This window comes from Nitrospirae bacterium CG2_30_53_67, from assembly GCA_001873285.1.
GTDB lineage: Bacteria > CG2-30-53-67 > CG2-30-53-67 > CG2-30-53-67 > CG2-30-53-67 > CG2-30-53-67.
Genome location: MNYV01000122.1, coordinates 1 through 24,787, shown reverse-complemented (window position 1 = coordinate 24,787; position 24,787 = coordinate 1). Strand labels below are relative to the sequence as shown.

General features: G+C 54.7%; 21 protein-coding genes and 1 pseudogene. 10 read left to right on the top strand and 12 right to left on the bottom strand.

Going from position 1 to position 24,787, the window contains the following annotated elements:
* Positions 1-382: 382 nt before the first annotated feature.
* The 10 genes from AUK29_07605 to AUK29_07560 all read left to right on the top strand — a co-directional run bounded on the left by AUK29_07605 (position 383) and on the right by AUK29_07560 (position 10,202).
* On the top strand, positions 383-955 hold the full coding sequence (locus tag AUK29_07605; protein OIP62875.1) for a rubrerythrin family protein: 573 nt from the start codon (positions 383-385) through the stop codon (positions 953-955).
* A gap of 71 nt (positions 956-1,026) precedes the next feature.
* Positions 1,027-1,470: a hypothetical protein gene (locus AUK29_07600; protein OIP62874.1), complete on the top strand. Its 444-nt coding sequence runs from the start codon at positions 1,027-1,029 to the stop codon at positions 1,468-1,470.
* Positions 1,457-3,157, top strand: coding sequence for a pyruvate ferredoxin oxidoreductase (locus AUK29_07595; GenBank protein ID OIP62873.1), 1,701 nt, complete (start codon positions 1,457-1,459; stop codon positions 3,155-3,157). Before AUK29_07600 ends, AUK29_07595 begins: the two co-directional genes overlap by 14 nt.
* Before the next feature lie 112 nt (positions 3,158-3,269).
* Positions 3,270-4,121 carry a 2-oxoacid ferredoxin oxidoreductase gene (locus AUK29_07590; protein OIP62872.1) on the top strand — a complete coding sequence of 284 codons (852 nt, stop codon included), beginning with the start codon at positions 3,270-3,272 and terminating at the stop codon, positions 4,119-4,121.
* 163 nt (positions 4,122-4,284) lie between these two features.
* The gene (locus AUK29_07585; GenBank protein OIP62871.1) at positions 4,285-4,800 is read left to right on the top strand and encodes a menaquinol oxidoreductase; all 516 of its coding nucleotides are present in this window, start codon (positions 4,285-4,287) and stop codon (positions 4,798-4,800) included.
* Between the two features lie 51 nt (positions 4,801-4,851).
* Positions 4,852-7,053, top strand: coding sequence for a nitrate reductase (locus tag AUK29_07580; protein OIP62878.1), 2,202 nt, complete (start codon positions 4,852-4,854; stop codon positions 7,051-7,053).
* Positions 7,054-7,096: 43 nt separating this feature from the next.
* On the top strand, positions 7,097-7,828 hold the full coding sequence (locus tag AUK29_07575) for a 4Fe-4S ferredoxin (protein ID OIP62870.1): 732 nt from the start codon (positions 7,097-7,099) through the stop codon (positions 7,826-7,828).
* Positions 7,818-9,215 (top strand): polysulfide reductase, encoded by a 1,398-nt coding sequence (locus AUK29_07570; GenBank protein ID OIP62869.1) that lies wholly within the window; start codon positions 7,818-7,820, stop codon positions 9,213-9,215. Before AUK29_07575 ends, AUK29_07570 begins: the two co-directional genes overlap by 11 nt.
* On the top strand, positions 9,193-9,720 hold the full coding sequence (locus AUK29_07565) for a hypothetical protein (protein OIP62868.1): 528 nt from the start codon (positions 9,193-9,195) through the stop codon (positions 9,718-9,720). The genes AUK29_07570 and AUK29_07565 overlap by 23 nt, the downstream gene beginning before the upstream one ends.
* The gene (locus AUK29_07560) at positions 9,717-10,202 is read left to right on the top strand and encodes a hypothetical protein (GenBank protein ID OIP62867.1); all 486 of its coding nucleotides are present in this window, start codon (positions 9,717-9,719) and stop codon (positions 10,200-10,202) included. The genes AUK29_07565 and AUK29_07560 overlap by 4 nt, the downstream gene beginning before the upstream one ends.
* A 723-nt stretch (positions 10,203-10,925) precedes the next feature.
* Here AUK29_07560 and AUK29_07555 read toward each other — a convergent pair.
* The 12 genes and pseudogenes from AUK29_07555 to AUK29_07500 all read right to left on the bottom strand — a co-directional run bounded on the left by AUK29_07555 (position 10,926) and on the right by AUK29_07500 (position 24,787).
* Positions 10,926-11,441, bottom strand: a complete 516-nt coding sequence (locus AUK29_07555; protein OIP62877.1) for a phenylphosphate carboxylase subunit delta — start codon at positions 11,439-11,441, stop codon at positions 10,926-10,928.
* A gap of 11 nt (positions 11,442-11,452) precedes the next feature.
* Positions 11,453-11,929: a deoxyuridine 5'-triphosphate nucleotidohydrolase gene (locus AUK29_07550; protein ID OIP62866.1), complete on the bottom strand. Its 477-nt coding sequence runs from the start codon at positions 11,927-11,929 to the stop codon at positions 11,453-11,455.
* A 97-nt stretch (positions 11,930-12,026) separates the two neighbouring features.
* The gene (locus AUK29_07545) at positions 12,027-14,129 is read right to left on the bottom strand and encodes a polyribonucleotide nucleotidyltransferase (protein ID OIP62865.1); all 2,103 of its coding nucleotides are present in this window, start codon (positions 14,127-14,129) and stop codon (positions 12,027-12,029) included.
* Positions 14,130-14,296: 167 nt separating this feature from the next.
* Positions 14,297-14,560, bottom strand: coding sequence for a 30S ribosomal protein S15 (locus AUK29_07540; protein ID OIP62864.1), 264 nt, complete (start codon positions 14,558-14,560; stop codon positions 14,297-14,299).
* A gap of 65 nt (positions 14,561-14,625) precedes the next feature.
* A complete protein-coding gene (locus AUK29_07535) occupies positions 14,626-15,645 on the bottom strand; it encodes a tRNA pseudouridine(55) synthase TruB (protein ID OIP62876.1) in 1,020 nt (339 codons plus the stop codon).
* Entirely contained in the window at positions 15,638-16,654 is a 1,017-nt protein-coding gene (locus AUK29_07530) for a hypothetical protein (protein ID OIP62863.1), read from the bottom strand. The genes AUK29_07535 and AUK29_07530 overlap by 8 nt, the downstream gene beginning before the upstream one ends.
* On the bottom strand, positions 16,635-17,006 hold the full coding sequence (locus AUK29_07525; GenBank protein OIP62862.1) for a ribosome-binding factor A: 372 nt from the start codon (positions 17,004-17,006) through the stop codon (positions 16,635-16,637). Before AUK29_07525 ends, AUK29_07530 begins: the two co-directional genes overlap by 20 nt.
* Before the next feature lie 14 nt (positions 17,007-17,020).
* Positions 17,021-17,302 carry a hypothetical protein gene (locus tag AUK29_07520; protein OIP62861.1) on the bottom strand — a complete coding sequence of 94 codons (282 nt, stop codon included), beginning with the start codon at positions 17,300-17,302 and terminating at the stop codon, positions 17,021-17,023.
* Positions 17,303-19,858 carry a hypothetical protein gene (locus tag AUK29_07515; GenBank protein ID OIP62860.1) on the bottom strand — a complete coding sequence of 852 codons (2,556 nt, stop codon included), beginning with the start codon at positions 19,856-19,858 and terminating at the stop codon, positions 17,303-17,305.
* A 134-nt stretch (positions 19,859-19,992) separates the two neighbouring features.
* Positions 19,993-21,384, bottom strand: coding sequence for a transcription termination factor NusA (locus AUK29_07510; protein ID OIP62859.1), 1,392 nt, complete (start codon positions 21,382-21,384; stop codon positions 19,993-19,995).
* 45 nt (positions 21,385-21,429) lie between these two features.
* Complete coding sequence (locus tag AUK29_07505) at positions 21,430-21,897, bottom strand: hypothetical protein (GenBank protein ID OIP62858.1); 468 nt, start codon at positions 21,895-21,897, stop codon at positions 21,430-21,432.
* 188 nt (positions 21,898-22,085) lie between these two features.
* Positions 22,086-24,787: pseudogene (locus AUK29_07500) on the bottom strand (hypothetical protein).

The window sequence follows — 24,787 nt, the reverse complement described above, 5'->3', positions numbered from 1 at the left end:
GGTTACGCTTAGCGTGTCCCGCTTTTCTATATCTTTGTCGTTAGATCCCGGCATCTCCTTGAATCTATTCTTGCCGGGCCGGGACCGTCTGCGACGGCTACTACATTAAGGCATCTTGGGGTCCAGTGTTTTTCTCTGGAGATTTCGTTTGCGTTCTTGTACTCGGTTTACCGGCATCAGTATTTCACTTGAACCCTTGAACCCTGGAATCCTCGAACCCTTTTTACCCACTAAATGGGAGAAGAACCAAAAATATGAAATCAATCCCCCTCACCACACCCTCTCCCCGCTGGGGAGAGGATTAAGGTGAGGGGCATTTTCAGGTGAAACTAATCACAGAGGTTGTGAACTGACTCTGAACAAGTAGAAAGGAGCATTGAAGATGAAATTCAAAGGATCAAGGACAGAAAAAAATTTACTGACGGCTTTTGCAGGGGAATCACAGGCCAGGAACCGGTATACATACTTCGCAGGCCAGGCCGGAAAGGAAGGTTTCGTTCAGATTGCGGACATCTTCGAGGAGACGGCCGATCAGGAACGGGAACATGCCAAGAGGTATTTCAAGTTCCTTGAGGGAGGTGAGGCCGAGGTAAAGTGGTCATTCCCAGCAGGGAAGATCGGCACGACCGCGGAGAATCTCAAGGCTGCGGCAGCCGGGGAACATGGCGAATGGACTGAGATGTACCCTGGGTTTGCCAAGATCGCCCGTGAGGAGGGTTTCGAGGCTGCAGCCAAGGCTTTTGAGGCGATCTCGGTGGCCGAAAAACAGCATGAGAAACGCTACAACGACCTCCTTGCCAATGTCCAGTCAGGCCAGGTCTTTAAGAAGAACAAAAAGGTGATCTGGCGTTGCCGTAATTGCGGCTACCTCCATGAGGGGGCCGAAGCCCCGGAGACCTGTCCGGCGTGCTCGCATCCGCAGGCGCACTTTGAGGTCCTTGGTGAAAACTGGTAGGGTTACTGGGCTTTTTTCCGAAAAGGCCATGAGTTAGTTACATAAACATCAAAAAAAGTTGCAAGGAGGATATGAAGATGTCGACCAAAGAACTGCAGGAAAAGATTCTCAAGACCTTGAAGAACTGGCAGAAGGTGGAAGACTCATCGGTGGAGTCTACCGGAAATGTGATGAAAAAGAGCACGAATCCGATAGTTCATATCGTCATGGAGATCATTCAAAACGACTCCAGGACGCACCATCGGGTTCAACAGATGATCGTTGACAGCATGGAAAAGAAGGCGCTCTCGCTGACCCCTGAGGAGATGGGCGGGGTCTGGGACATGATAGAGAAGCATCTCCAGATCGAGAAAAAGATGGTCGAACACGTGGAAGAGGCCCTCAGCGCGCTCAAAGGAAAGAAGATGATCGTTCAGGAATATCTTCTGAACTACCTGCTCACAGACGAGAGGAAACACGACAAGCTCCTTTCCGATTTCAATAGCATCAAGAAAGGGATGTATCCCTACGCGTAAGACGTCTCAGGCACTGAATATCCTCATCGGCGGTGAAGCGGGACAAGGTCTCGTGACCATTGGGGAACTGCTCTCCAGAAGTCTTGTCCGAAGCGGTTATTCCATTGTTGTGACCCAGGACTATCAGTCCAGGATTCGAGGCGGTCACAACACCTTTGCCGTCCGGGTGAGCGCCGGGGAGATCTATGCCCCGCAGGAGTCCGTGGATCTCCTGATCGCCCTGAACCAGGAGACGGTCCGTCTGCACCGGGATGAAGTTTCTCCTCAAGGTCTCATGGCGGCGGATCAGGAATTTGATGTTCCAGAAAATCGCTGTCTCGCTGTCCCCTACAAAGACCTTTCCCTGCCTCGGTATTCGAATGTTGCGGCCCTGGGGATTGCAGGATTCCTCTTGGGGCTTGAGGAAGATCTGATCGCCCGTTTACTGGACGATCTCTTCGGGAAGAAGGACCCCAATCTGGCCGAGCAGAACCGGAAGGTTTTGAGTTCCGCATTTCGGTGGTCTGCAGGACAGAAGACTTCATTCCAAAAGCTCCCGAAGGTGTCGAATCCGCCAAAACGGCTGATGCTCAACGCTAACGATGCCATTGCATTAGGCGCCCTTTCAGCCGGTGTCCGGTTTTGCGCTTTTTATCCCATGACTCCCTCGACCTCGATCTCGCTCAGTCTCGCGGCCAGCGCCGAGAAGATGGGTCTGATTGTGGAACAGGCCGAGGATGAAATCGCCGCCGTCAACATGGCCATTGGCGCCTCCTTTGCCGGAGCGCCGAGCATGACCGCCACATCGGGCGGCGGGTTCGCCCTGATGGTGGAGGGGGTCAGTCTTGCTGCCATGACCGAAACCCCTGTTGTGATCGTGGTCGGGCAGCGTCCTGGCCCGGCCACCGGACTCCCCACACGGACCGAGCAGGCCGACCTGGAGTTTGTGCTCCATGCCGGACACGGGGAATTTCCGAAGGCCATCTTTGCTCCGGCCAACGTGGAGGATGGATTCTATCTTACACGTAAGGCCTTTGAACTGGCGGAACGGTATCAGGGGCCGGTCTTTATCCTCACGGACCAGTTTCTCTCGGATTCCTACAGGGCCGTCGCTCCTTTTGACATCGGGAACTTGCCGCAGGTCCATGCGGGGGCAGACCCTGTATCCGTGAATGAGCCTTACAAACGATATGCATTGACCGAAACCGGCATCTCCCCCAGACTCCTTCCCGGAAGGAGCAGGCATCTCGTGATGGTGGACAGCGATGAGCATACCGAAGAGGGGCATATTACCGAGGATCTTTCCATACGTACACGCATGGTTCAGAAGCGGCAGAATAAACTGAACGGACTCCGAGGTGAGGTCACCCCGCCTGTCTGCGAAGGAGACGACAGACCGGATCTTCTGCTTGTCTCCTGGGGTTCGACCATGGGGTCGGTCCTGGAGGCGGCATCCAAACTGCGGGAGGAGATGAGGCGTGTTGCAACGCTGCATTTTTCGCAGGTCTGGCCCATGGCGCCGGATCAGTTCATCGGGTATTTACAGGAGGCTCGAGAGGTGGTCTGTGTAGAGGGGAACGCCACGGGTCAGCTTGCCAGGCTGATCCGACGGGAGACCGGATTCGAGATTAAAAGGAAGATACTCCGGTATGACGGACTCCCCATCACGCCGGAGTGGATTCTAAGGGAATTAAACAGAGCGTCATAAGTCAACCACATCATGTCATTCCCCGACTCGATCGGGGAATCCAGACAATAAAACCGGATTGTCCGGTCAAGCCGGACAATGACAGACACTTCTGTCAGAAGGGTAAATCCCTATGGTGACACAGCACGATTATGGAGATTATGAAACAGCCTGGTGCCCGGGATGCGGGAACTTCTCAATCCTCAAGGCAGTCAAACAGGCCCTGGCCGCAAGCGGGATCGAACCTCACCAAGTTCTTTTTGTTGCAGGCATCGGACAGGCTGCCAAGGCGCCCCATTACCTGAACGCCAATCTCTTCAACGGCCTGCACGGGAGGCATCTTCCCGCAGCCACAGGCGCCAAGCTCGCCAACCCGGGGCTGACCGTGATCGCGGAAAGCGGGGACGGATGCACCTATGGGGAAGGGGGGAACCATTTCCTGTCGGCGATCCGGCGCAACGTGGACCTGACGGTTCTGGTGCACGACAATCAGGTCTACGGACTGACCAAGGGGCAGGCCAGCCCCACGTCGGATCCAGGTTTTGTGACCAAGGCCCAGCCTGAAGGGGTGAAGTCTGAACCGTTCAATCCCGTGGCTTTGGCCGTGGCCATGCATGCCGGTTTTGTGGCCAGGGGTTTTTCAGGAATGGCCGGCCATCTCACGGACATGATTCAGAAGGGGATCGCACACCGGGGTCTGTCATTGATTGATGTTCTGCAGCCCTGCGTCTCGTTCAATAAGGTCAATACCTTTGCCTGGTACAAGAAGAGATGCTATGAATTGCCGAAGGGATACGATCCTGAAAACTGGGACAAGGCCATGGCAACGTCCATGGAATGGGGCGAGAAGATCCCTGTAGGCATTATCTACCGAAACAGCAGGCCGCCCTATGAATCAAAATTTCCGGTTTTGGATCAAGGCCCCTTGGTCGGCCGGGAGGTGGACAGGCTCAGGTTGAAGACGATTATGGAAGAGTATGGATAATTGGAATCAAGCCGCTCGATTTTGTGAAGATCCTCTTTTTATTAAGGTTCTCATAATAGAAACGACGTCATGAATCATGTTATTCTATTTCGAGACTATTAATAAATGTGCTGCTTGACAGGAAGACCAAGGGATTGGTATAAGAGAGGCGTCTGGAGATTGAATGAGAACGTCCTTGGTGGTGATGATCCTGGTCCTTCTTGGCTTCGCAGCGGCTGCCGCTCTTTTCGGCATTTATCTGATCCCATTGAGCACAGGGGACCCGTCCCCGGTCCAGCCCATTGCCTTCAGCCACAAGGTTCATGCCGGGGAAAATGAGATCCATTGCCTTTACTGCCACCGGTACGCGAAGGTCTCAAGGTCTGCCGGGGTGCCGGACCTGGAGACCTGCAGAAACTGCCATATCATCATCGCTCGTGACAATCCCGAGGTCAAGAAACTCATGGAGTACTGGAAGAACAAGGAGCCTGTCCCCTGGGTCAAGGCGCATGATCTTCCGGACCATGTCTATTTTCCTCACAAGATGCACGTCAATGCAGGAACGGCCTGTACCTTCTGCCATGGGGACGTGGCCTCCATGGACCGGATCCGGAGAGTCTCCAGCCTCAAGATGGGATGGTGCCTGGGCTGCCACCGCAAGAACAAGGTGAGTATTGATTGCTGGACGTGTCATGTATAAAGAGATTTCAAATTTGAAATTTGAGATTTGAAATTGAAAGAGACTATGGGAATCAAACGGAGAAAGTTTCTGCAATTGACCGGGTTGACCGCCGCGGGGACCATGCTGTCATCATGCGGTAAAGGGGCCGAGAAGCTGATCCCGTTCCTCATCCCGCCGGATGACGGATCCATTCCCGGCGTGGTGAACTATTTCGCAAGCGCCTGCAGGCAATGCCCTGCAGGGTGCGGGACCCTGGTTCAGGTCGCCGAAGGGCGTGCCAAGAAAATCGAAGGGAACCCCCTTCATCCGGTCAATCAGGGCAGGCTCTGTGCAAGGGGCCAGGCGGCTCTGCAGGATCTCTACCATCCGGACCGGATCCGTCAGCCCATGAAGCGGACTGGGGCCAAAAGGTCCGGCGCCTTTGCTCCCATCTCCTGGGCAGAGGGGATGAAGATTCTGGTGGAGCAGTTGAAGGGACTGAAGGATCAGGGCCGGGCCGATCAACTCCTCCTGGTGACCCCCAGGCTGCAAGGGTCTCTACATGAATTATTCCGGACCTTCATGACTGCGTATGGATCTCCCCGGCGCCTCTCTTACGAGTTCCTGTCGACCGAATGTGATGAACAGGCCGGCCTTGCCGTGTACGGCAGGTCCGACCTTCCGGACTATGACATCGAGCATACGCAATATCTCCTGAGTTTCGGGGCGGATTTCCTGGAAACTTACCTTTCACCTGTCCGGTACGGGAATGCCTTCGGAAAGATGCGCCAGGCCCGCCCGACCATCCGGGGACGGTTCACCTACGCGGGGCCTCGGCTTTCCATGACCGCGGCCTCCGCGGACCGATGGCTCCCGGTGAAGACGGGGCAGGAGGGTATCCTGGCGCTCGGTATGGCCAAACTGATTCTCGACGAGGGGCTTTATAACCGCCAGGCGGTTCAGGCCATGGGAGGAGACCCCGAAGAATGGAAGGCAAGGCTTTCCGGATATGACCTTCAGCAGGTGGCCGAGGCTACAGGTCTCAAGCCGAAAGAGATTGCATCGACCGCGCGTGAGTTTGCCACGATCCGGCCTTCTCTTGCCATGGCCGGGGACGCGGCGGCCTTCCAGACCAACGGCAGGGATGCAGTTGAGGCCATCCATTTTCTAAACCTTCTGGCCGGGAATGTCGGGAAGCCGGGCGGGGTTCTGTTTCGGCCTGAATCATCCGCCCCGGAGGAACAAAGCGGTTTTGCGGACCTTGTCTCGGCGATTGATGCCATGCAGTCACAGAAGATCGGTCTGGCTCTGGTCTATCTATGCAACCCGGTTTACAGTATCCCGAAATCCACACGGTTTCAGGAAGCCTTCCTCAAGGTCCCCTTCGTAGTCAGCTTTTCATCCATCATGGATGATACATCCAGGTACGCGGACCTCATCCTTCCGGACCATTCGGATCTGGAGAGCTGGGGCGATGTGATCCCCCGTGCCGGTATCCGTTCCTCTGTGACGGGGGTGATGCAGCCGGTGGTGAGGCCGATTTATGATACCCGGCCGGTCCCGGACCTGATCCTAACCGCGTCCCAGGCCCTCGGCGGGAAGATGCGGGAGGCTCTCCCGTATAAGAATTACCTCGAGATGCTCAAAGAGTCTGTGCAAAAAAAATTGAACGCCCCTTCCGGACCCGCTTTCGAAAGGATCTGGGTCGGAATCTTGCAGAAAGGGGGGATATTCGGGCCGGAACAGGTCGCGGCCCCCCGGAAGATCAGCGGGACATTCAGCCCGGCGCCGGTGCGGCCGCCCCGTTTCCAGGGGGATGAAGAGACTTATCCCTTATACCTTGCGGTCTTTCCTTCTCCCTCTCTATATGACGGACGTGAGGCTCATCTCCCATGGCTCCAGGAACTCCCTGACCCCATGACCACGGCCGTATGGGGCTCCTGGGTGGAGATCCACCCCAAGACCGCAGCATCCCTCGGCATTCAACAGGGGGATCTGGTCCAGGTAGAGTCGCCCCAGGGGGCGATTCGCGTGCCGGCCGTGATCTTTCCGGCGATCCGTCCGGACCTGGTGGCCGTGCCCATGGGGCAGGGGCATCAGGGAATGGGGCGCTACGCTTCGAATATCGGCGCCAATCCGCTCGCCCTCCTTGCGCCGATCATGGATGAGGAGAACAGGCTGCCGGCCTGGGGTGCGACCCGGGTGCGTCTGACACGGATTTCCGACCAAGGGAATCTTACGGTCATGGGGCATCCGGAGGGGAGCTACCGCGGAGAACTGATGGAGATCTAAACCGTGTCAACGTCCATTCTATTACGAGAACCTTAACATGAGTATGAAAGACACAGACAACAAAGGGCATACAGTGAAATACAAATGGGGCATGATCATTGACTTGGACCGATGCACCGGGTGCGGCGCCTGCGTCGTGGCCTGCCATGCGGAAAATAACGTCCCCTTCGTGGGGAAGAAAAAGAGCGGTTACGGCCGCGCCATGCACTGGATCCGGATTGAACGCTACTGGGAGGGGGAGTATCCGAATGTCCGGGCGAGGTTCATCCCGCTCCTTTGCCAGCAGTGCAACAACGCCCCGTGCGAGCCGGTCTGCCCGGTCTATGCCAGTTACCATAATGCCGAGGGGCTGAACGCACAGGTTTATAACCGGTGCGTGGGGACGCGGTATTGCGCAAACAACTGCCCCTATTCGGTTCGGGTCTTCAATTTTTTTGAGCCGTCATTCCCAGATCCGCTGAATCAGCAGCTCAATCCGGATGTGACCGTCCGGAGCAAGGGGGTCATGGAGAAGTGCACCTTCTGTATCCAGAGGATACGGCGGGCCAAGGAGGCGGCAAAACAAGAGAGGAGGGTCATCCGTGACGGCGAGATTCAGCCGGCCTGCGCCCAGACCTGCCCGCCGGAGGCCATGGTCTTCGGCAATATGGCCGATCCTGAAAGCCGCGTCTTCCGGCTGTCCCGAAGCACCAGGAGGTTCCGGCTGATCGAGGATCTGGGGACCGATCCCTCGGTGATCTACCTCAAGGGAGGAGGACATGAGCATGTCCGATGACAGGGACCTGGTTTCAAAGGATACAAAGACCATACAGCAGGAGCTGACCTCATCCATGAACCCGCCCACCTGGAAGTGGTTTCTGCTTGTAGGATTTTTGGGGCTCATCGTGATCTGGGGAGGGATTGCCTGGGGTTATCAGATCAAAGTCGGAATGGGTGCGGCCGGGATCAACCTTCCGGTGATGTGGGGGTTCTATATCGTCAGCTTTGTCTTCTGGGTTGGGCTCTCGCACTCCGGGACCATGGTCTCCGCGATTCTCCGCCTTGCCAAGGCCAACTGGCGAAGGCCGATCCTGCGGGGGGCCGAGGCCTTGACCGTTTTTACGATCCTGGTGGCCGGGACCTTCCCCATGATCCATCTGGGCCGTCCCTGGAAGCTCCTCTACTTTCTCCCCATCCCCAATCAGCGGGGCCTCTGGCCCAACTTCCGCTCGCCCCTGCTCTGGGATATCATAGCCATTACCACCTATATCATCGGGAGTTCGCTCTTTCTCTACCTTGGGATGCTCCCTGATCTTGCTATCGTACGGGACCGGTCTTCGGGCTGGAGGAAGCAGCTCTATTCGGTCCTTGCCATGGGATGGCGAGGATCGGCACACGAGTGGCGCGTCTTCGCCAAGGCATCCACACTCATGGCGGTCCTGATCATCCCGGTGGCCGTCTCGGTCCATTCCATCGTCTCCTGGGACTTCGCCATGACCCTGGTGCCGGGTTGGCACAGCACCATCTTCGCTCCGTATTTCGTGATCGGGGCTATCTTCTCGGGCGTGGCCGCCGTGATCACGGTCATGGTGGTGATCCGCAAGGCCTTTCATCTGGAGGCGTATCTGCGTCCGATCCATTTCGACAATATGGGGAAGATCCTCCTCGTCGTCTCCCTCTTATGGACCTATTTCTATTTTTCCGAGGTTCTGACGACCTGGTACGGGCACAAGCCCATCGAGTGGGAGGTCTTTACCTTCATCGCAGAGCGGTACTGGTATCTTCTCGGCCTCATGGTGCTCGGGAACTCCTGCATCACGATTCCTGCGCTCTGCTTCAAAAAGGTGCGAAGATCCATTCCGGCCATACTGATCATCTCTCTTTTTGTGAACGTGGGGATGTTCATCGAGCGGTTCCTGATTGTGGTCCCGACCCTCTCTCACAGGAACGTCCCTTTCATCTGGGGGGTCTACCACCCCACATGGGTGGAGATCTCGATCATGGCTGCTGCATTTGCAGGATTCGCCCTCCTGTACACACTCTTTTCCAAGTTCTTTCCCATTGTCTCCATCAACGATGTGATGGAGGGCGAAATCTTGCGGTCAAAGACTCAGCTTGGCCGGACGACCTTGAATACACATATTACGGAGGAACAGCAGGATGGAAACCCTGGGACTTTTTAAAGACCCGCAGACCGCAGCCGGGGCCGTGGAGGCCCTGATCCAGAGCGGCATGGATGAAAAGGCCATGACCTCGCTCTCTTCCGCCCCGTATCCGAACGGTGTGATCGTCAAGGAGGAGAGGCGCTCCTATTTCCGCTGGATCTCCCTAACCGGCGGAGCGGTGGGAATAATTCTTGGTTTCTCCCTGTCGGTCCTTACGGCCTGGCTCTATCCCCTTTATACTGGGGACAAGCCCATCATATCGCTTTTCCCCGTAGGGATCATTACCTATGAATTCATGATGCTCTTCGCCATTCTTGGAACCATCGGCGGCATGTTTCTGGAGATGGGGCTCCCTAAATTCAAAAAACGCCTGTATGATCCGGAGATATCACGGGGACTGATCGGGATCTTGGTTGACTGCAGGGACCGGAACCAGCAGGACAAGGCCAGGGAGATCATGCAGAAGGCCGGGGCCGTGAGGGTCCGGCTTGCCGAAGGCACGTATGGGGAGGACGAGAAATGAGGCGCTTCATTTTCTCTATCCGGTTTCTGCTCATAACGGAATTCCTGTTCGGCATTGTGGGATGCCATGACATGGAAGATCAGCCGTCCTTCAAGGCCCAGGAGGGGCCGAGGCTCTCATCACCGGATGAATCCATGCCCATTCAAGGGAAGGAAGTCTTGATCCCCGGAGAGACGCTGATCAATCCTGTACCGGTGAATGATGCATCGGTTCAGCGGGGGGAGACCCTCTTCGAGATCAACTGCGCCATGTGCCACGGGAAGCAGGGGTTTGGAGACGGTCCTGTAGGAAAAAAGTTTCTGCCTCAGCCGGCCAATCTCCATGAGCAAAGAATACAGCAGATGAAGGATGCGGACATCTTTATCCGGATCACCTTCGGCTTCGGGACCATGCCCTCCTTTCAGAAAAGGATTTCCCCTCAGGAGCGATGGAACCTGGTTAATTATCTGCGGGTTTTCAGAGAAAGGCCTTCTGGGTCTTGATCCGGACAAGAGGGGAATCCCTCCCTAACAAACCCTGTCATTCCCCGACAGCCAGTCCCGTCATTCCCCACAGCCAACCCCGTCATTCCCCGACTTGATCGGGGAATCCAGATATTCACTCCTCATATATTAAGGTTCTCATAATAGAAACGACATCATGTAGAGAATCCCTCCCCTCTACGAGCCATCGGCCGATCAACCCATTCGAGGGCAGGATCTAACCTCCCTTTGCCCCTTCGACTGCGCTCAGGGCAGGCGACGGGAGGAATTTCATTTCCCCCTCCTTTGTAAGGAGGGGAATGGGGAGGTAGCCCCCCCCTGGATCTACCCCACCTATCCTCCCCTTACAAAGGGGAGGCGAATAGGGTGGATCAGCTTTTTAATGCGCCTGCCTGTGCTGTGTGGTAGCACGCAGACAGGCGCGCGGGGCCACCTGTCTACCGACACAGCAGGCAGGCAAGGGGAGATTTTTTGAACCATCTCTATTCTTTCCTGCCCGACTAATAAAAATATACCGCTCTTATCCCCTCTGGTGTCTTCATCGAAAGAATCACTTTACTCCCGGCTTTGCCGGGGGTAAAGTGATTACTGAAGAAGAATTCAGGGGGCTTTCGGACTGGCTAATGGATCATGAGCATCTGAAGACATGTTGGCCGTATAGTGTTTTTTTTATTGGAATCAACCCACACTCTTACGCGAAGAGCCCAATTTCCTTCACCGGAATTACGAATAGTATCTCTCCGTAACCTCTTTCCATTTGTTCTGGGCTTGGAGGATGATCTCGATGAATTCACGTACGGCGCCGCGGCCGCCCGGATGCGAGAGAATAAGATCGGCCTGTCCCCTGGTCTCCAGGTCGGCATCGGCCACCGCGGCGGAAAGACCGGCACGCCGAAAAATCGGAAGATCGATGAGATCATCCCCGATATAGGCAGCCTCCTCATCTGTCAGATCCCATTTTCCGATAATTTCGTCATAGGCCTCGATTTTTCTCTTTGCCCCCTGGCGGACCTCTTCGATCCCCAGTTCCCTGGCCCTCAGATTCACAACCGGGGACTCCCTTCCGGTGATGATCGCAAAACGGAGGCCTGCCCGTTGGGCAAGCTTGATCCCATGGCCGTCACGGACATGAAAAGTTTTGGTCTCCAGCCCATGTGCGTCATAGGTGATGCCGCCGTCGGTCATGACCCCGTCCACGTCGAGTATGATCCAACGGATCTTCAAGGCTTTTTCCCGGATAGCGTCGTCCATCAATCGATCCCCTTGAAATCGCCCTCTCGAATTCCCGTATGCCCGAATCCGCCTGAAGCCCTTCCGGTCTCCGGAAGGACCTGCACCTGGACCCACTCGGCCCTGAACACCGGAACGATCACCATCTGTGCGATCCGGTCTCCCCTGCGTACGGTGAATGGTTCCGGGCCGTGATTGATCATCAGTACCCCGATTTCTCCACGGTAATCCGAATCTATGGTGCCTGGTGAGTTGAGGAGGGTGATCCCATGCTTCAAGGCCAGACCGCTCCTGGGCCTGATCTGAGCCTCAACGCCTTCCGGCAGCGCAATAAAAATTCCTGTAGGAATCCGCTTGCACTCACCGGGCTCTATGATCTCTTGTTCCTGTATGGCTGCGAGAAGATCCATTCCTGAGGCATGTTCGGACATATACGCGGGCATCTGAAGGTCGCGGCAGTTTTCTCTCTTACATATCTGGACCTGAATGATCTTCATGAGGTCAGTTCTAAGACGTCTTGCGCCGTTTTTAAAGGCATGATTCTTACGACAACAAGAGTGGGTATCCCCCCCTCTTGTTGTCGCAAGGATGTTTTTATTTTTTCTTTTCCTTCTCGGGCATGGCTTCCTTGCGGCTCAGCCGTATCTTTCCCTGCCGGTCGATTTCCAGAACCTTGACCAGGGTCTGATCGCCTTCCTTGAGCACGTCTTCCACCCGGTTGACCCGGAAATCAGCCAGCTGCGAGATGTGCACCAGGCCGTCTGTGCCCGGAAAGATCTCCACAAAGGCCCCGAAATCCATGATCTTCCTGACCGTCCCAAGATAGATCTTCCCTACCTGGGCCTCCTGGGTCAGGTCCCGGATGATCTTGATGGCATTCTCGCATGCCTCAGAATCCGCAGAGGCGATCTTGACGGTTCCATCGTCCTCGATGTCGATTTTCGCGCCGGTCTGCTCCACAATGCTCCGGATCATCTTGCCTCCGGGGCCGATCACCTCCCGGATCTTGTCCGGATGAATCTTGATGGTCACGATTCTCGGAGCGAGAACCGAAATATTTTCCCTGGGTACAGGGAGGGCCTCAAGCATCTTCTTCAGGATAAAGATCCGTCCTTCCCTGGCCTGTGCCAGGGCCCTGGACATGATTTCCCTGTCCACTCCGGATATCTTGATATCCATCTGTAGGGCCGTCACGCCTTTTTCCGTCCCTGTCACCTTGAAGTCCATATCTCCGAAATGGTCCTCAGCGCCGAGGATGTCCGAGAGGATGATGACGTCGTCACCCTCCTTGATCAACCCCATGGCGATACCTGAAACCGGTGAGGCGATCGGGACCCCTGCATCCATGAGGGATAATGTGCCGCCGCAGACCGTGGCCATGGAGGACGACCCGTTGGATTCGGTGATCTCCGAGACGATCCGTATGGTATATGGAAATTTTTCTTCATCAGGGATGACCGGGGTCAATGCCCGTTCGGCCAGGGCGCCGTGTCCGACTTCCCGCCTGCCGGGTCCGCGAAGCATCTTGGCCTCTCCCACGCTATAGGGCGGGAAATTGTAATGAAGCATGAAGCGTTTGGTCGATTCGCCCTCCAGGGCGTCGATGCGCTGTTCATCCGAGGAGGTTCCCAGGGTCGTGACCACGATGGACTGCGTCTCCCCTCGAGTGAACAGGGCGGATCCGTGTGTCCTGGGAAGAAAACCAACCCGGCAGCTAATGGGACGCACCTCATTGAATGAGCGTCCGTCCACCCGCTTCTTCTCTTGTATGATCAGCCTTCTTAAGTCTTCCCTCTCTATTTCGGAACAGACTCCGCTGATGAAGGCCTTCTTCGACCCGGTTTCATCATCGAACCTTTTGATCATTTCCTGAAGGACGTCGTCGAGCTCCTTCTGACGGGCATGTTTCCCCGGTGTGGCATTCACAGACCGGATCATCTCCGCGGCAGCGGAGCGAATCTCCGCTTCAAGTTGTTTCCCGGCTTCATCAGGGACGGGTGTTTCAAGGACCCTTTTCACCGGATTGACACGGCGCTGAAGTTCCTCCTGAATCTCCACAATCCGGATGATTTCTCTATGGCCGAACTCGATGGCTTCGGCCATGACCTCTTCGGGAAGTTCCCTGGCGCCGGCCTCGACCATGGTCACGGCCTCGCGTGTCCCGGCCACAATCAGGTTGAGTTCGCTGTCTGCCATCCGGCTGTATGTGGGGTTGATCACGAATTCACCATTGATCCTGCCCACGCGCACCCCTCCCACCGGTCCTTTGAAAGGAACGTCGGATATCGCAAGGGCAGCCGAAGCCCCGATCAGGGCAATCGTATCCGGATAATTCTGCTGATCCGCAGAGAGGACGGTGGCAATCACCTGGGTTTCAAAGAAATAGTTTTTAGGAAAAAGGGGACGGAGGGGCCGGTCGATCAGTCTTGAGGATAAGGTTTCGAACTCAGTGGGTCTTCCCTCTCTCTTGAAAAAACCGCCGGGAATCTTTCCTGCGGCATAAAACTTTTCCTGGTATTGAATGGTGAGCGGGAGGAAATCCACACCCTGCCGTTCGTTATGATCGGAGACCGCGGTCACCAGGACCATGGTGTCTCCGTAGCGCGCCATCACGGCGCCTGATGCCTGTTTGGCCACGTTTCCCGTCTCTATGGAAAGGAGGCGCCCCCCCACCATGGTTTCAAGTTTATGTATCATCGTTATATCTGCGCTCCTATGCGATGACCCGCGCAGGGTATCGCTTTGGGGCCTGCAATACGGACCACAGATAAACGCAGTTAAGGAACGAACAATTTAAACTCGATGATTCTGCCGTTCCTTATCTGTGTCCATCTGTGGCTAAAAGCTGCAGGCCTGTTGTTGAGTTACTTACGGATCCCTAATTTGTCAATCAATTGGCGGTATCTGTTAATGTCTTTCTTTATCAAATAGTCCAGGAGCTTACGCCTTTGACCGACCATTTTCAGCAAACCCCTGCGTGAATGGTGGTCCTTTTTATGGACCTTGAAGTGTTCCGTAAGATAATTGATTCTCTCCGAGATGATGGCGACTTGGACCTCAGGAGATCCGGTATCGCCCTCATGCTTTTTATATGAATCAATAATCTTTTGTTTCTGCTCCTTGACCATAGTCATATGTCTGCTCACCTCCTCTTGGATTAGACCTCTTCACATGAATAAAAAAATCCTTCTCTTTATTCTTTCTGCCTGTTACTTTTTAACATATCGGACGAATCAAGTAAAGCTATTTTTTCATCCTGGCAGAAGACCTTCTTCGGATGGACGTTGGGAACTCCGGACGGAGAACGATCCAGCCTGCCGATGGACAAGAAATCACCGTCCTCTCCATAGAGGCGGCATAGCCGGCCTGTCTGCCAGGAGTCCGGCATCCCGGCAAGGTCTTCCTGGTCCAAAGGCTGCCCGTATCGGATCTTTTGTATTCGGTCGGAACGAACCACTACGGGTATAAAGTGAGACAACGGAACGTCCATGGGGACCAGAAGGGCCGTCACGTCATCCGGGTTCATGGCCGTGATCTCGGACAGGGGGTGCGCATCCTTCTCGGTAAATGAGGCGCTCTCAGTGCGGCGGAGCCGGCTCATATGGGCGCTCATGCCCATGACCCTGCCGATATCCCGGCAAAGCGAACGCATATAGGTTCCCCGTGAACATCGCACCCAAAAGGATATCTCAGGAAGGCGGCATTCCACTTCACGGATTTCGTAAATCGTCACGGCACGGGGCTCTCGACAGACATCCTCTCCCTTTCTGGCATATTCGTAGAGCCTGCGCCCGTGTTTCCTGACGGCCGAAAACAGTGGAGGAACCTGCTGGATTTCGCCTGAAAAAAGGTTCAACGCCGACCGGACCTGTTCCTCGGTGATTCCGCTGATCTCCGTCTTCCGGATGACCCGGCCGGAGGCATCGTCCGTATCGGTCTCTTCTCCGAATTTCAGCCGGACTCGGTACGCCTTGGGGATGTCCATCAGGTATTCCGTAATCCGTGCGGCCTGCCCCACGCAGAGAGGGAGAAGCCCGGTCGCATCGGGATCGAGAGTCCCTGCATGCCCGATCTTCCGAACACCAAGATGCCTGCGCAATTTTGCTACAATGTCATGGGATGTCCATCCGGCGGGTTTGTCCACGATCAGAAGGCCGCTGGTTCTGCGGCAGGACCGAAGTTTCTTCTCTTCTTCTCTTATCACCTCAACCATGAACTTCAACGCCTTCTTCCTCAGGCACTTCATCCTGCAAGGATTCGGCCACCATACGGAGAACTTTCTTCATGACATCCTTCAGGGATCCTTTCATGATGCACCCGGCTGCATTGTGGTGCCCGCCTCCTTCAAACTTCTCTGCGATGGCCGCCACGTTCACCTCGCCCTTGGACCGCATGCTGATCTTGATCTGCTCCGAATTCATCTCGCGGAAAAAAACCGCCACTTCCACTCCCTTGATGGATCTCGGATAGTTCACTAAACCTTCGGTATGTTCCTCCCGTGTCCCGGTCTTTTTAAAATCCTCTTTGACAATGGATCCCCAGGCGAAACGTCCCTTGCGGCTGATTTCAAGGGTCCGCAGAAAACGGCCGGTCAGTTTCAATAAGGCGTAGGGCTTGGACTCGTAGACCTGTTCCGCGACGGTCCAGGAATTGATCCCGTATGCGACGAGTTTTGAGGCGATCTCCAATGCCTTCGGCGTGGTATTGGAATACCTGAATGAACCGGTATCGGTGAAGATGGAGGTATAGAGACATAAGGCAATGGGATAGTCCATCTTGGCCGGAGAGTCCTTTTCCATTTCCTTGATCAGTTGATAGACCAGTTCTCCCGTGGCCGAGGCCTCATGATCAAGCAGATTGATCTCGCCGTTCTGGTCGTGGGTCAGATGATGATCGATGACGATCACCTTGGGAGTAAATTCCCCTGGGATCTTCAATCCGGTCCGCTCCAGGCCTCCGCAATCCGTCACGATGATGAGATCCGGATCAAACGTCGGCTGCCCGGAGACATGGATCTCATCAACGCCGGGAAGAAAAGCGAACATCTCCGGCAAGGGGTCCTTGTTGATGACCACGACATGCTTTCCAAGCTTTTTCAGGTACAGGCAAAGGGCCGCTTCGGAACTGATGCCGTCCCCGTCAGGGTTGACATGGGTGGTAATCAGGATATTCCGGCTTTTCAAAAGCGCCTCTTTGACCCGGCTAAGGTTCCCCTTTTTCATCCTCTTTTTTTCCTTCCTGTATGGTATTGAGAAGTTTCTGTATATGGGCCCCGTACTCTATTGAGGGATCGATTTTGAAGGATAGACTGGGAATGGTCCGGATATCCAGGGCGTGGAACAGTTCCTTGTGTATAAAACCGGCCGCATGGTTCAAACCGGATAGAACATCTTCTTTGTCCAGTTTGTCATCAAAAACACTAAAAAAGACCGTTGCCGACTTCAGGTCTTTGCTGATCTCGACATCCGTGACCGTGACATATCTGACCCGTGGATCCTTGACTTTCCTCAGCAGGATTCTCGAAATCTCGGCGATCATCACGTCCGATACCCTCTCCAGCCTTTTCGATCGCATGCTTGTCCTCCGGATCAGATCATCTCGATTTGATGGTGGATCAGGTCAGCGACATGCATCCCCTCTATGTAATCCACGATCTTGTCCAGTTCGCTGTTCAGCTTTCTTGAATCATTCCCAACCATGGCGATCCCAAGCGAGGCGCGCTGGCGCAGATCCAGCGAATCGATCTCAGCCACGGATACATTAAACCGGTTTTTCACCCGTTCCTTGACGGATTGGACCACACTCCGCTTCCCCTTCAAAGATGTGATCCCCGGAAGATGGAGTTCTACGACACAGATACCGATCCGCATTTAAAGTTTTGTCGCCACCTTGTCGAATGTATAGATCTCAATAATATCCTTGAGCTTGATATCGTTGTAATTCTCGATTCCGATCCCGCACTCGAATCCCGCCGCAACTTCCTTGACGTCATCCTTGAAACGTCTCAATGAGGAAATTTTACCTTCATAGACCACCACGTTGTCTCGGATCAACCGGACATGGGCGTCACGCTGCACCTTCCCATCCATGACGTAACATCCGGCGACGTTTCCCACTTTAGGCACGGGAATCACATCCCGGATTTCGGCTCGTCCAAGGCTGCGCTCCTTGAGGGTCGGCTCCAGAAGCCCTTCCATGGCCTTTCTCACATCATTGGATGCATCATAGATGACATTATAGAGCCTGATATCCACCGCCTCGGCCTCTGCAAGGAGCGCAGCCTTGGGTTCAGGCCGGACATTAAAACCGATGATAATGGCATTAGATGCGGCAGCCAGGTTGACATCGGTTTCGGTGATTCCTCCAACGGAGCCGTGAATCACTTTCAACTCCACCGCCTGGGTGCTCAGTCTTTCAAGAGTGTCGGACAGGGCCTCTACGGAGCCCTGAACGTCCCCTTTGATGATAATGGGGAGTTCCTTGACCTCTCCTTTCTGTATCCTCTGGAAGAGGTCGTCCAGTGTCACTCGATGCCCTTTTGCCAGGGCGGCCTCCCGCATGCGGATGGACCTGGCCATCCCGATCTGGCGCGCCTTGCGCTCATCGGAAACCACGACGAAGGTCTCGCCGGCCATGGGCACGCCGGAAAGGCCTGTAATTTCCACGGGCATGGACGGCCCTGCGGACGAGATCTTTTTCCCCAGGTCGTTGAGCATGGCCCGGACCTTGCCGTGATAGACGCCGCTGACAAAAGGATCCCCCACCTTCACCGTACCGGTCTGGACAAGCACCGTGGCAACGGGCCCCTTGCTCTTGTCCAGTCTCGCCTCAATAATGGTTCCCCTGGCCGGACGATCCGGGTCCGCTCTGAGTTCCATAATCTCCGATTGCAAGAGGATCATCTCCAGGAGACGATCAATATGGATCTTCTTTTTCGCGGAGACCTCGACGAAGATGGTCTTCCCTCCCCATTCTTCAGAGATCAGGTTGTGTTCCGACAGTTCCTGTTTGACTTTTTCCGGCTTCGCGTCCGGTTTATCAATCTTGTTGATCGCGACGACGACGGGCACTTTGGCTGCGGCCGCATGGTTGATCGCCTCGACGGTCTGCGGCATGACACCGTCATCTGCGGCCACAACAAGAATGACGATATCCGTGACCTTGGCTCCTCTTGCGCGCATCGAGGTAAAGGCCTCATGGCCCGGCGTGTCAAGGAAGGTGATGCTCCGATCATTCAGATGCACCGTGTAAGCCCCTATATGCTGGGTGATTCCGCCCGCCTCGCCTTCCACCACCTTGCTCTGACGGATCACGTCGAGCAGGGAGGTTTTGCCATGGTCCACATGCCCCATGATGGTTACGACCGGCGGCCTGATGACCAGGTGTTCCGGATTGTCCTTGATCTCCTCCAAGAGGGTCTCGGCCGTTTCCAACGATACCTGGTCAACCTCATATCCATAATCATGGGCTATGACAGTCAGTTCTTCAGGATCCACAAGTTTGTTCACCGTAACCATAACCCCCATTTCCATGAATTTAAGGATCAGATTGTTTACTGGGATATTGAGTCTTTCAGCCACGTCCTTAACGGTTGTGGTCTCATCCCACCGGATGACGTTCTTTCTCGCCTCTGCAGGAGCCGTCTCCTGAACGATTTTTTCTCTCTCCTGCCTGGGGGGTTTTTTCTTGGCCTTGGTCCTCAGCTTTTTAGGGGTTCTGCGGACCTGGAGTTCCAGGAGCTGGACTGGAAGGATCTTCTTGGATTTCCTGATCGGACGTTCAATCTTATCCGCCCGGATAGTGATTTTGCCCTTCTTCCCCTTCCCCTTGTCTTTAAACTCATGGCCGACGACCTCGACTTTCTCTTCGACTTCGGCCTTTTTCCCTTTTTTCTTTTCTTTTTTCTTCAGCTTTGGTTTTGCCTCACCTTCTTTTGCGGCGGGAATCGGCTCGGTCGTCATGGGGACCTTGGCAACCGGCAGCACGGCGGAAGGAGCTTCTTGAACTCCTGAGGGTTTTTCTGCCGAAACCGGTTCCGGCGCCGCTGTTTCTTGGGATGGCGTTTCTTCCGTGACCGGCCCAGGCAAAACTTCTGCGGGTTCTTTTCCGGTTTTTGCAGCCGGTTTTTCTTTTTTGGTCTCGGCTTCAGAGACTTCCGGCACCTCTGCCTTGGTCTCCTCCGGCGGGGGTTCAACTCTTTTCTTCCGGACCTTGAATTCTGCCTTGGGCCGAGGTTTCTTTTTTTCCTTGGCCTTGGGTGAGACCGCTTTTCCGGAAAATTTTGCACGCACATCATCAGCGATGTCATCCGGCACCACGGATAGATTGCTCTTGATCTTGGGATCGATCTTCTCAAAATATTTTAAAAGCTCTTTGGTGCTGATCCCTATTTCCTTGGCCAGGTTATGTACTCTGAGTTTCACCATAAATCTTTTCACCCCTACCCTGCTCAAGCCTGTTTTTTATATCGATCCGTTCCTCAAGAAGATTCCGGATTTTCTGCCCGGGCAGTTTTAACTCGGAAGGCTTTGCATTCCTCTCAAGGGCTCATGCCGTCACTTTATGCCGGGTCGCTCTCTTGATGCATTTCACTGCCGTCCGGGTTCCCGGTCTCATGGTTTTCCTCAGATTCAGCGGATTCCTGCAAGGCATCGGCCTCGGCTTGTTTTTCCGCCGCCTCTTTCAAGAGTTCTGCAGCGCTTTGTAGGATCTTCTCCGCCGTCTTGACTCCAACTCCGGGTATGGCCGAAAGGGCATCGGAAGTCGCAGATGCCAGATCGGCAATCGAGCGATACCCGGCATTCAGGATCGCACTGGCCGTCTTCTCCCCAACGCCGCGAATCTTTGAAATCTCCTCCAGACTTTTGCTGTAGCTCTCTTTCTCGGTTTCGGCCTCTTCCTGCTGTTCTTTCAGCGTCCTCTGGTACTCCTCTTCACTCATGATATTGATCTGATACCCGGTGAGCTCGGACCCCAGGCGGACATTCTGCCCTTTCTTCCCGATGGCCAGGGAAAGCTGGCTCTCTTCCACCACAACCCAGGCGGACTTTTCTTCTTCATTCACTGCAATCCTGGAGATGGCCGCCGGAGAAAGCGCCTTCTCAATATAATCCCGGACCACGTCCGTATGCGATATGATGTCGATCTTCTCTCCCCGGAGTTCCTGCACCACGGCCTGAACACGGATCCCTTTGATCCCCACGCAAGCCCCCACAGGATCCACATTGGAATCCCTGGATACCACGGCGAGCTTGGACCTCTGGCCGGGTTCCCGGACAACCTTGATGATCTTGACCACGCCTTCATAAATCTCGGGGACTTCGGTCTCAAAGAGTTTGGCGACAAACAGCGGGTCCGTCCTCGATAAAATCACCTGAGGCATCTTGGAGGAATCCACAACGTTCTTGATGAGAGCCCGGACCCGTTCACCCCGGTTATAACGCTCGCCTGGGATCTTCTGACGCTGGGGAAGAACCCCTTCGGCCTTTCCCAGATCCACGATGAGATCCCCTCTTTCCATGCGCATCACGATGCCGTTGATCGTCTCTCCGATCCTCCCTCCGAATTCCTTTAGAATAATAGCCCGTTCGGCCTCGCGTACCCGTTGAACGATGACTTGTTTCGCTGTCTGAGCGGCGATTCGCCCCAGTTCGGCGACATCCAGCCGGATGGCAAACTCATCGCCCAGCTCAATGGTCTCGTCATATTCGAGCGCCTCTTTCAGCAAGATCTGCCGGCTTGCATCTTCAACGTTTTCCACCACCTCACGATAGAGATAGGCCTCTATCTCCCCGGTCTGCATGTTGATCTCCACCTCAATATTTTCCTCGGTTCCGTACTTCTTTCTCGAGGCGGTCAAAATGGCGGCCTGTATAGCCTCGACGATCGTCTCTTTCGGGATATTCTTCTCTTTCCCGAGAGCATTGATCACCTGGATTAAATTGGGTTCCATGTTTTTCTCCTTCAGGATTTTTCCTGATTCAGGTTGCCTCCCGAATCACAGCCGTCGGAAATCCGCTTCCAAGTTGGCTTTAACAATTTGTTTCATCGGGATAAGCATTTCCTTGCCCGGCTCGATCTCGAGTCTTAAGCTTTCGGCATCCACCCCCCTGTCTATTCCGATGAATATTTTTTGATCCGATATCTTCGTCAAGAGTTTAACCTTGATTTGACTTCCCGCGTATTTCTGAAACTCATATTCGCTGCGTATCGGCCGGTTGATTCCAGGAGAGGAGACCTCCAGAACATAACTGCCGGGGACGACATCCTTGACGTCGAGCAGGACCTCGATCTCCCGGCTTGCCCTCTGACAATCATCGAGCGTCACTCCTCCTTCTTTCTTGTCTATGAATATACGAAGAATCCGCCGGTTCCCTCCCTTCTGAAGCTCTATATCGAAAAGTTCAAGATCAAAAGAATCGAGAATCGGGATCGCCAGATCTCTTACTTTCTCGGTGATGGACATGAACCTCCTGTAAAAAAAAAGGGCTCTTTTGAGCCCACTTTTTATTAGTGAACTTTAAATTTTTTACAACTTACCACATCAAAAAAGCAAAATCAAGTAAAAATTAACCCTAACAACCTATCGCACGGCACAAAAAAAAACCCCGTTCACGTCAAGTGAACGGGGCCCTTGTTGAGGGTGGCTGCCGGTCAGAGAACCCTTTCCCTGGACCGGAACCTCTTATGCATCAAATAGGTGGAAATCCTGAGCGCCAAAAGAACACCAAGGGGGAATAAAAGAATCATCAGATCCGTCACCCCCTGTTGGAACCGGCCGTCACCGGAGGAAAGCGAACACCCTCCGCCGCCGCCGCCTCCTCCACTGTCTCCTGCAGCGGCGGGTGTTGGTGTGGTCGCAGCTCCGTTTTGATCGCTGACCACGGGTAGGCCGATGTAACCTGGATCAACGATCGTGCCATCGGCAAGCCGGTCATCATCCCCGAGCGCGCCGTCGGTGAGTGTGAACTGAAGCGTTTCCCCGCCGACCACGGCAGGATATTGGTAATATCCACGATCGTTTTCATACTTCCAGAACTCCGCATCCGCAGGAAGAGCAACAGGCATATGGATGGATAGGACGATGCTCCCTCCAGTATCCAGACCGGTCACCTTATATTGCACCCCTCCGTATTTGAAGTCGAGTTTAGGCCTGGAGTCTTCGGATAAGGGCTGGGCCAGAAAGACCACCCCTTCAAACGCTCCTTGCCCTCCCTGAAGAACAAGCGATAATTTCCCGTAATCCGTTGACACGATGGATATACTGTTGTCCAACCGGTCCGGCACGCCTTCGCTGTTTGTGTCCGAAGTTCCCTCACTTTGATCTGGTGATCCGTCGTTGTCCGAGTCCAGGTCCAGGGCATCAATCACCCCGTCTTTATCCGTGTCGAGCGGTGTGGTCCCCGATCCGAACTCCGTCGGATCATCGATCCCGTCCCCGTCGCTGTCTGCAAGATTGGCATTCATACCATAGAGCGCTTCGACCTGGTTGATCAGACCATCCCCATCGGTATCTCCCAGAGGGCCGTCATCGTCATCGGCGTCCCGGTAATTCGGGATGCCGTCTCCATCACGGTCTCCGGCCCCTTCGACCGCATCGGTTTTGCCGTCATTGTCCGAATCCAGATCCAGGGCATCAATGATCCCATCGCCGTCCGAATCCCTCGGAGCCGGGCTCGGACCGAATTCCGTGAGATCCCCGATGCCGTCTCCATCGCTGTCCGGCAGATTCGGATAAAGCATGAAGGTTGCCTCAACGGAGTTGGCAATCCCATCTCCGTCCTGATCCGCATTCGGGCCGTCTGCATCATTCATGTCCACATAGTTCGGGATGCCATCCCCGTCATCGTCTCCTATACCCTCAATCGCATCGGGTTTGCCGTCATTGTCCGAATCGAGGTCCAGGGCGTCAATCACCCCATCCCCATCCGAATCAGCCGGCGCTGCCCGATTCCCGAACTCGGTAAAATCGTCCATGCCGTCACCGTCCGAATCCGCCAAGTCTATTCTCGTTCCTGTTTGATACTCCACGAGGTTGGAAAGCCCATCACCATCCAGGTCTGAAGAGGCATCTGAGGCGGACTTGGGATTCAAAAGGTAGGCGACCTCAAAGCCGTCCGAAATTCCGTCTCCGTCCGTGTCGGGACTCGTAGGGTCGGTTCCATGCTGGTACTCCTGGAGATTGGTAAGCCCATCGCCATCCGGGTCTGCATCGGTATCCTCGGGGTCGTTGGGATTCAATCCATATTGATTCTCAAAGCTGTCCGGCATGCCGTCTCCGTCCGTGTCGCCGACGCTCAGGCTGCTGATGAGATTATTCAGATTAAGCCTGCCGCCTGAGACGGTCTTTGCGGCAAGATCAGCGATCGGATCTACGGCATTCAGAATCCTGGCCTTGAGTTCCGAATAGGAAAGACCGGGCGTCACGGAGAGGGCCAAGGCGGCCGCACCGGTGACAAAGGGTGTGGATGCCGAAGTCCCGCTGAAAGAGGCATATCCTCCGCCCGGAATGGTTGTATAGATGGAGGAACCCGGCGCCGCCAGGTCCACGCTGGTCTGTCCGTAATTGGAAAAATAACTCAGATTGTCGTTCTTGTCCGTGGCCGCCACGGACAGGATATTAGATAAGTCATAATTTGAGGGATAATGGGCATTGGTATCCGTATCCTTGCCGCTGTTCCCTGCAGACGTAACCACCAGGATCCCGGCATTCAGGACAGACTGAAAGGCGCTCTCCAGGGCCGCTGAATACGAGGTCCCTCCCCAACTGCAGTTGATGACCTTGGCGCCTTGACTCACTGCATAGTTGAGGGCCAGAATGGCATTCGCCACGGTTCCGCTTCCGGAGGCAATAAATTTTACCGGCATGATGCGCACATGCCAGCATATCCCGGCCGTTCCTACGCTGTTGTTCCCCTCGGCGCCTATGATGCCTGCCACCTCGGTCCCGTGCCGGTCTTCTCCGGCGCTGTCATATACCGTTGCATCCCCATGCTTGAAATCCCAACCATTCACATCATCGATGAATCCGTTCCCGTCGTCGTCAACGCCGTTTCCGGGGATTTCATTGGGATTGACCCATATATTGCCGGCAAGATCCGGATGAGCAAGGTCGATCCCTTCATCCACGAGGGCCACAATCACCGATGAAGACCCGGTTGCTTGATCCCAGGCCTCCGGGGCGTCGATATCCGCGTCCACGGTCCCTCCGTTATCCCCTGTGTTCTGGAGGCCCCACTGGCTCGAAAAGGAAGCATCATTCGGAACGGCTGTGGTATGAACGATGAAGTTGGGTTCGCTGAACTTCACTTCAGGAATCCCTTTTAATTTTTTGACCGCCTCTTCCACCTTCAGCG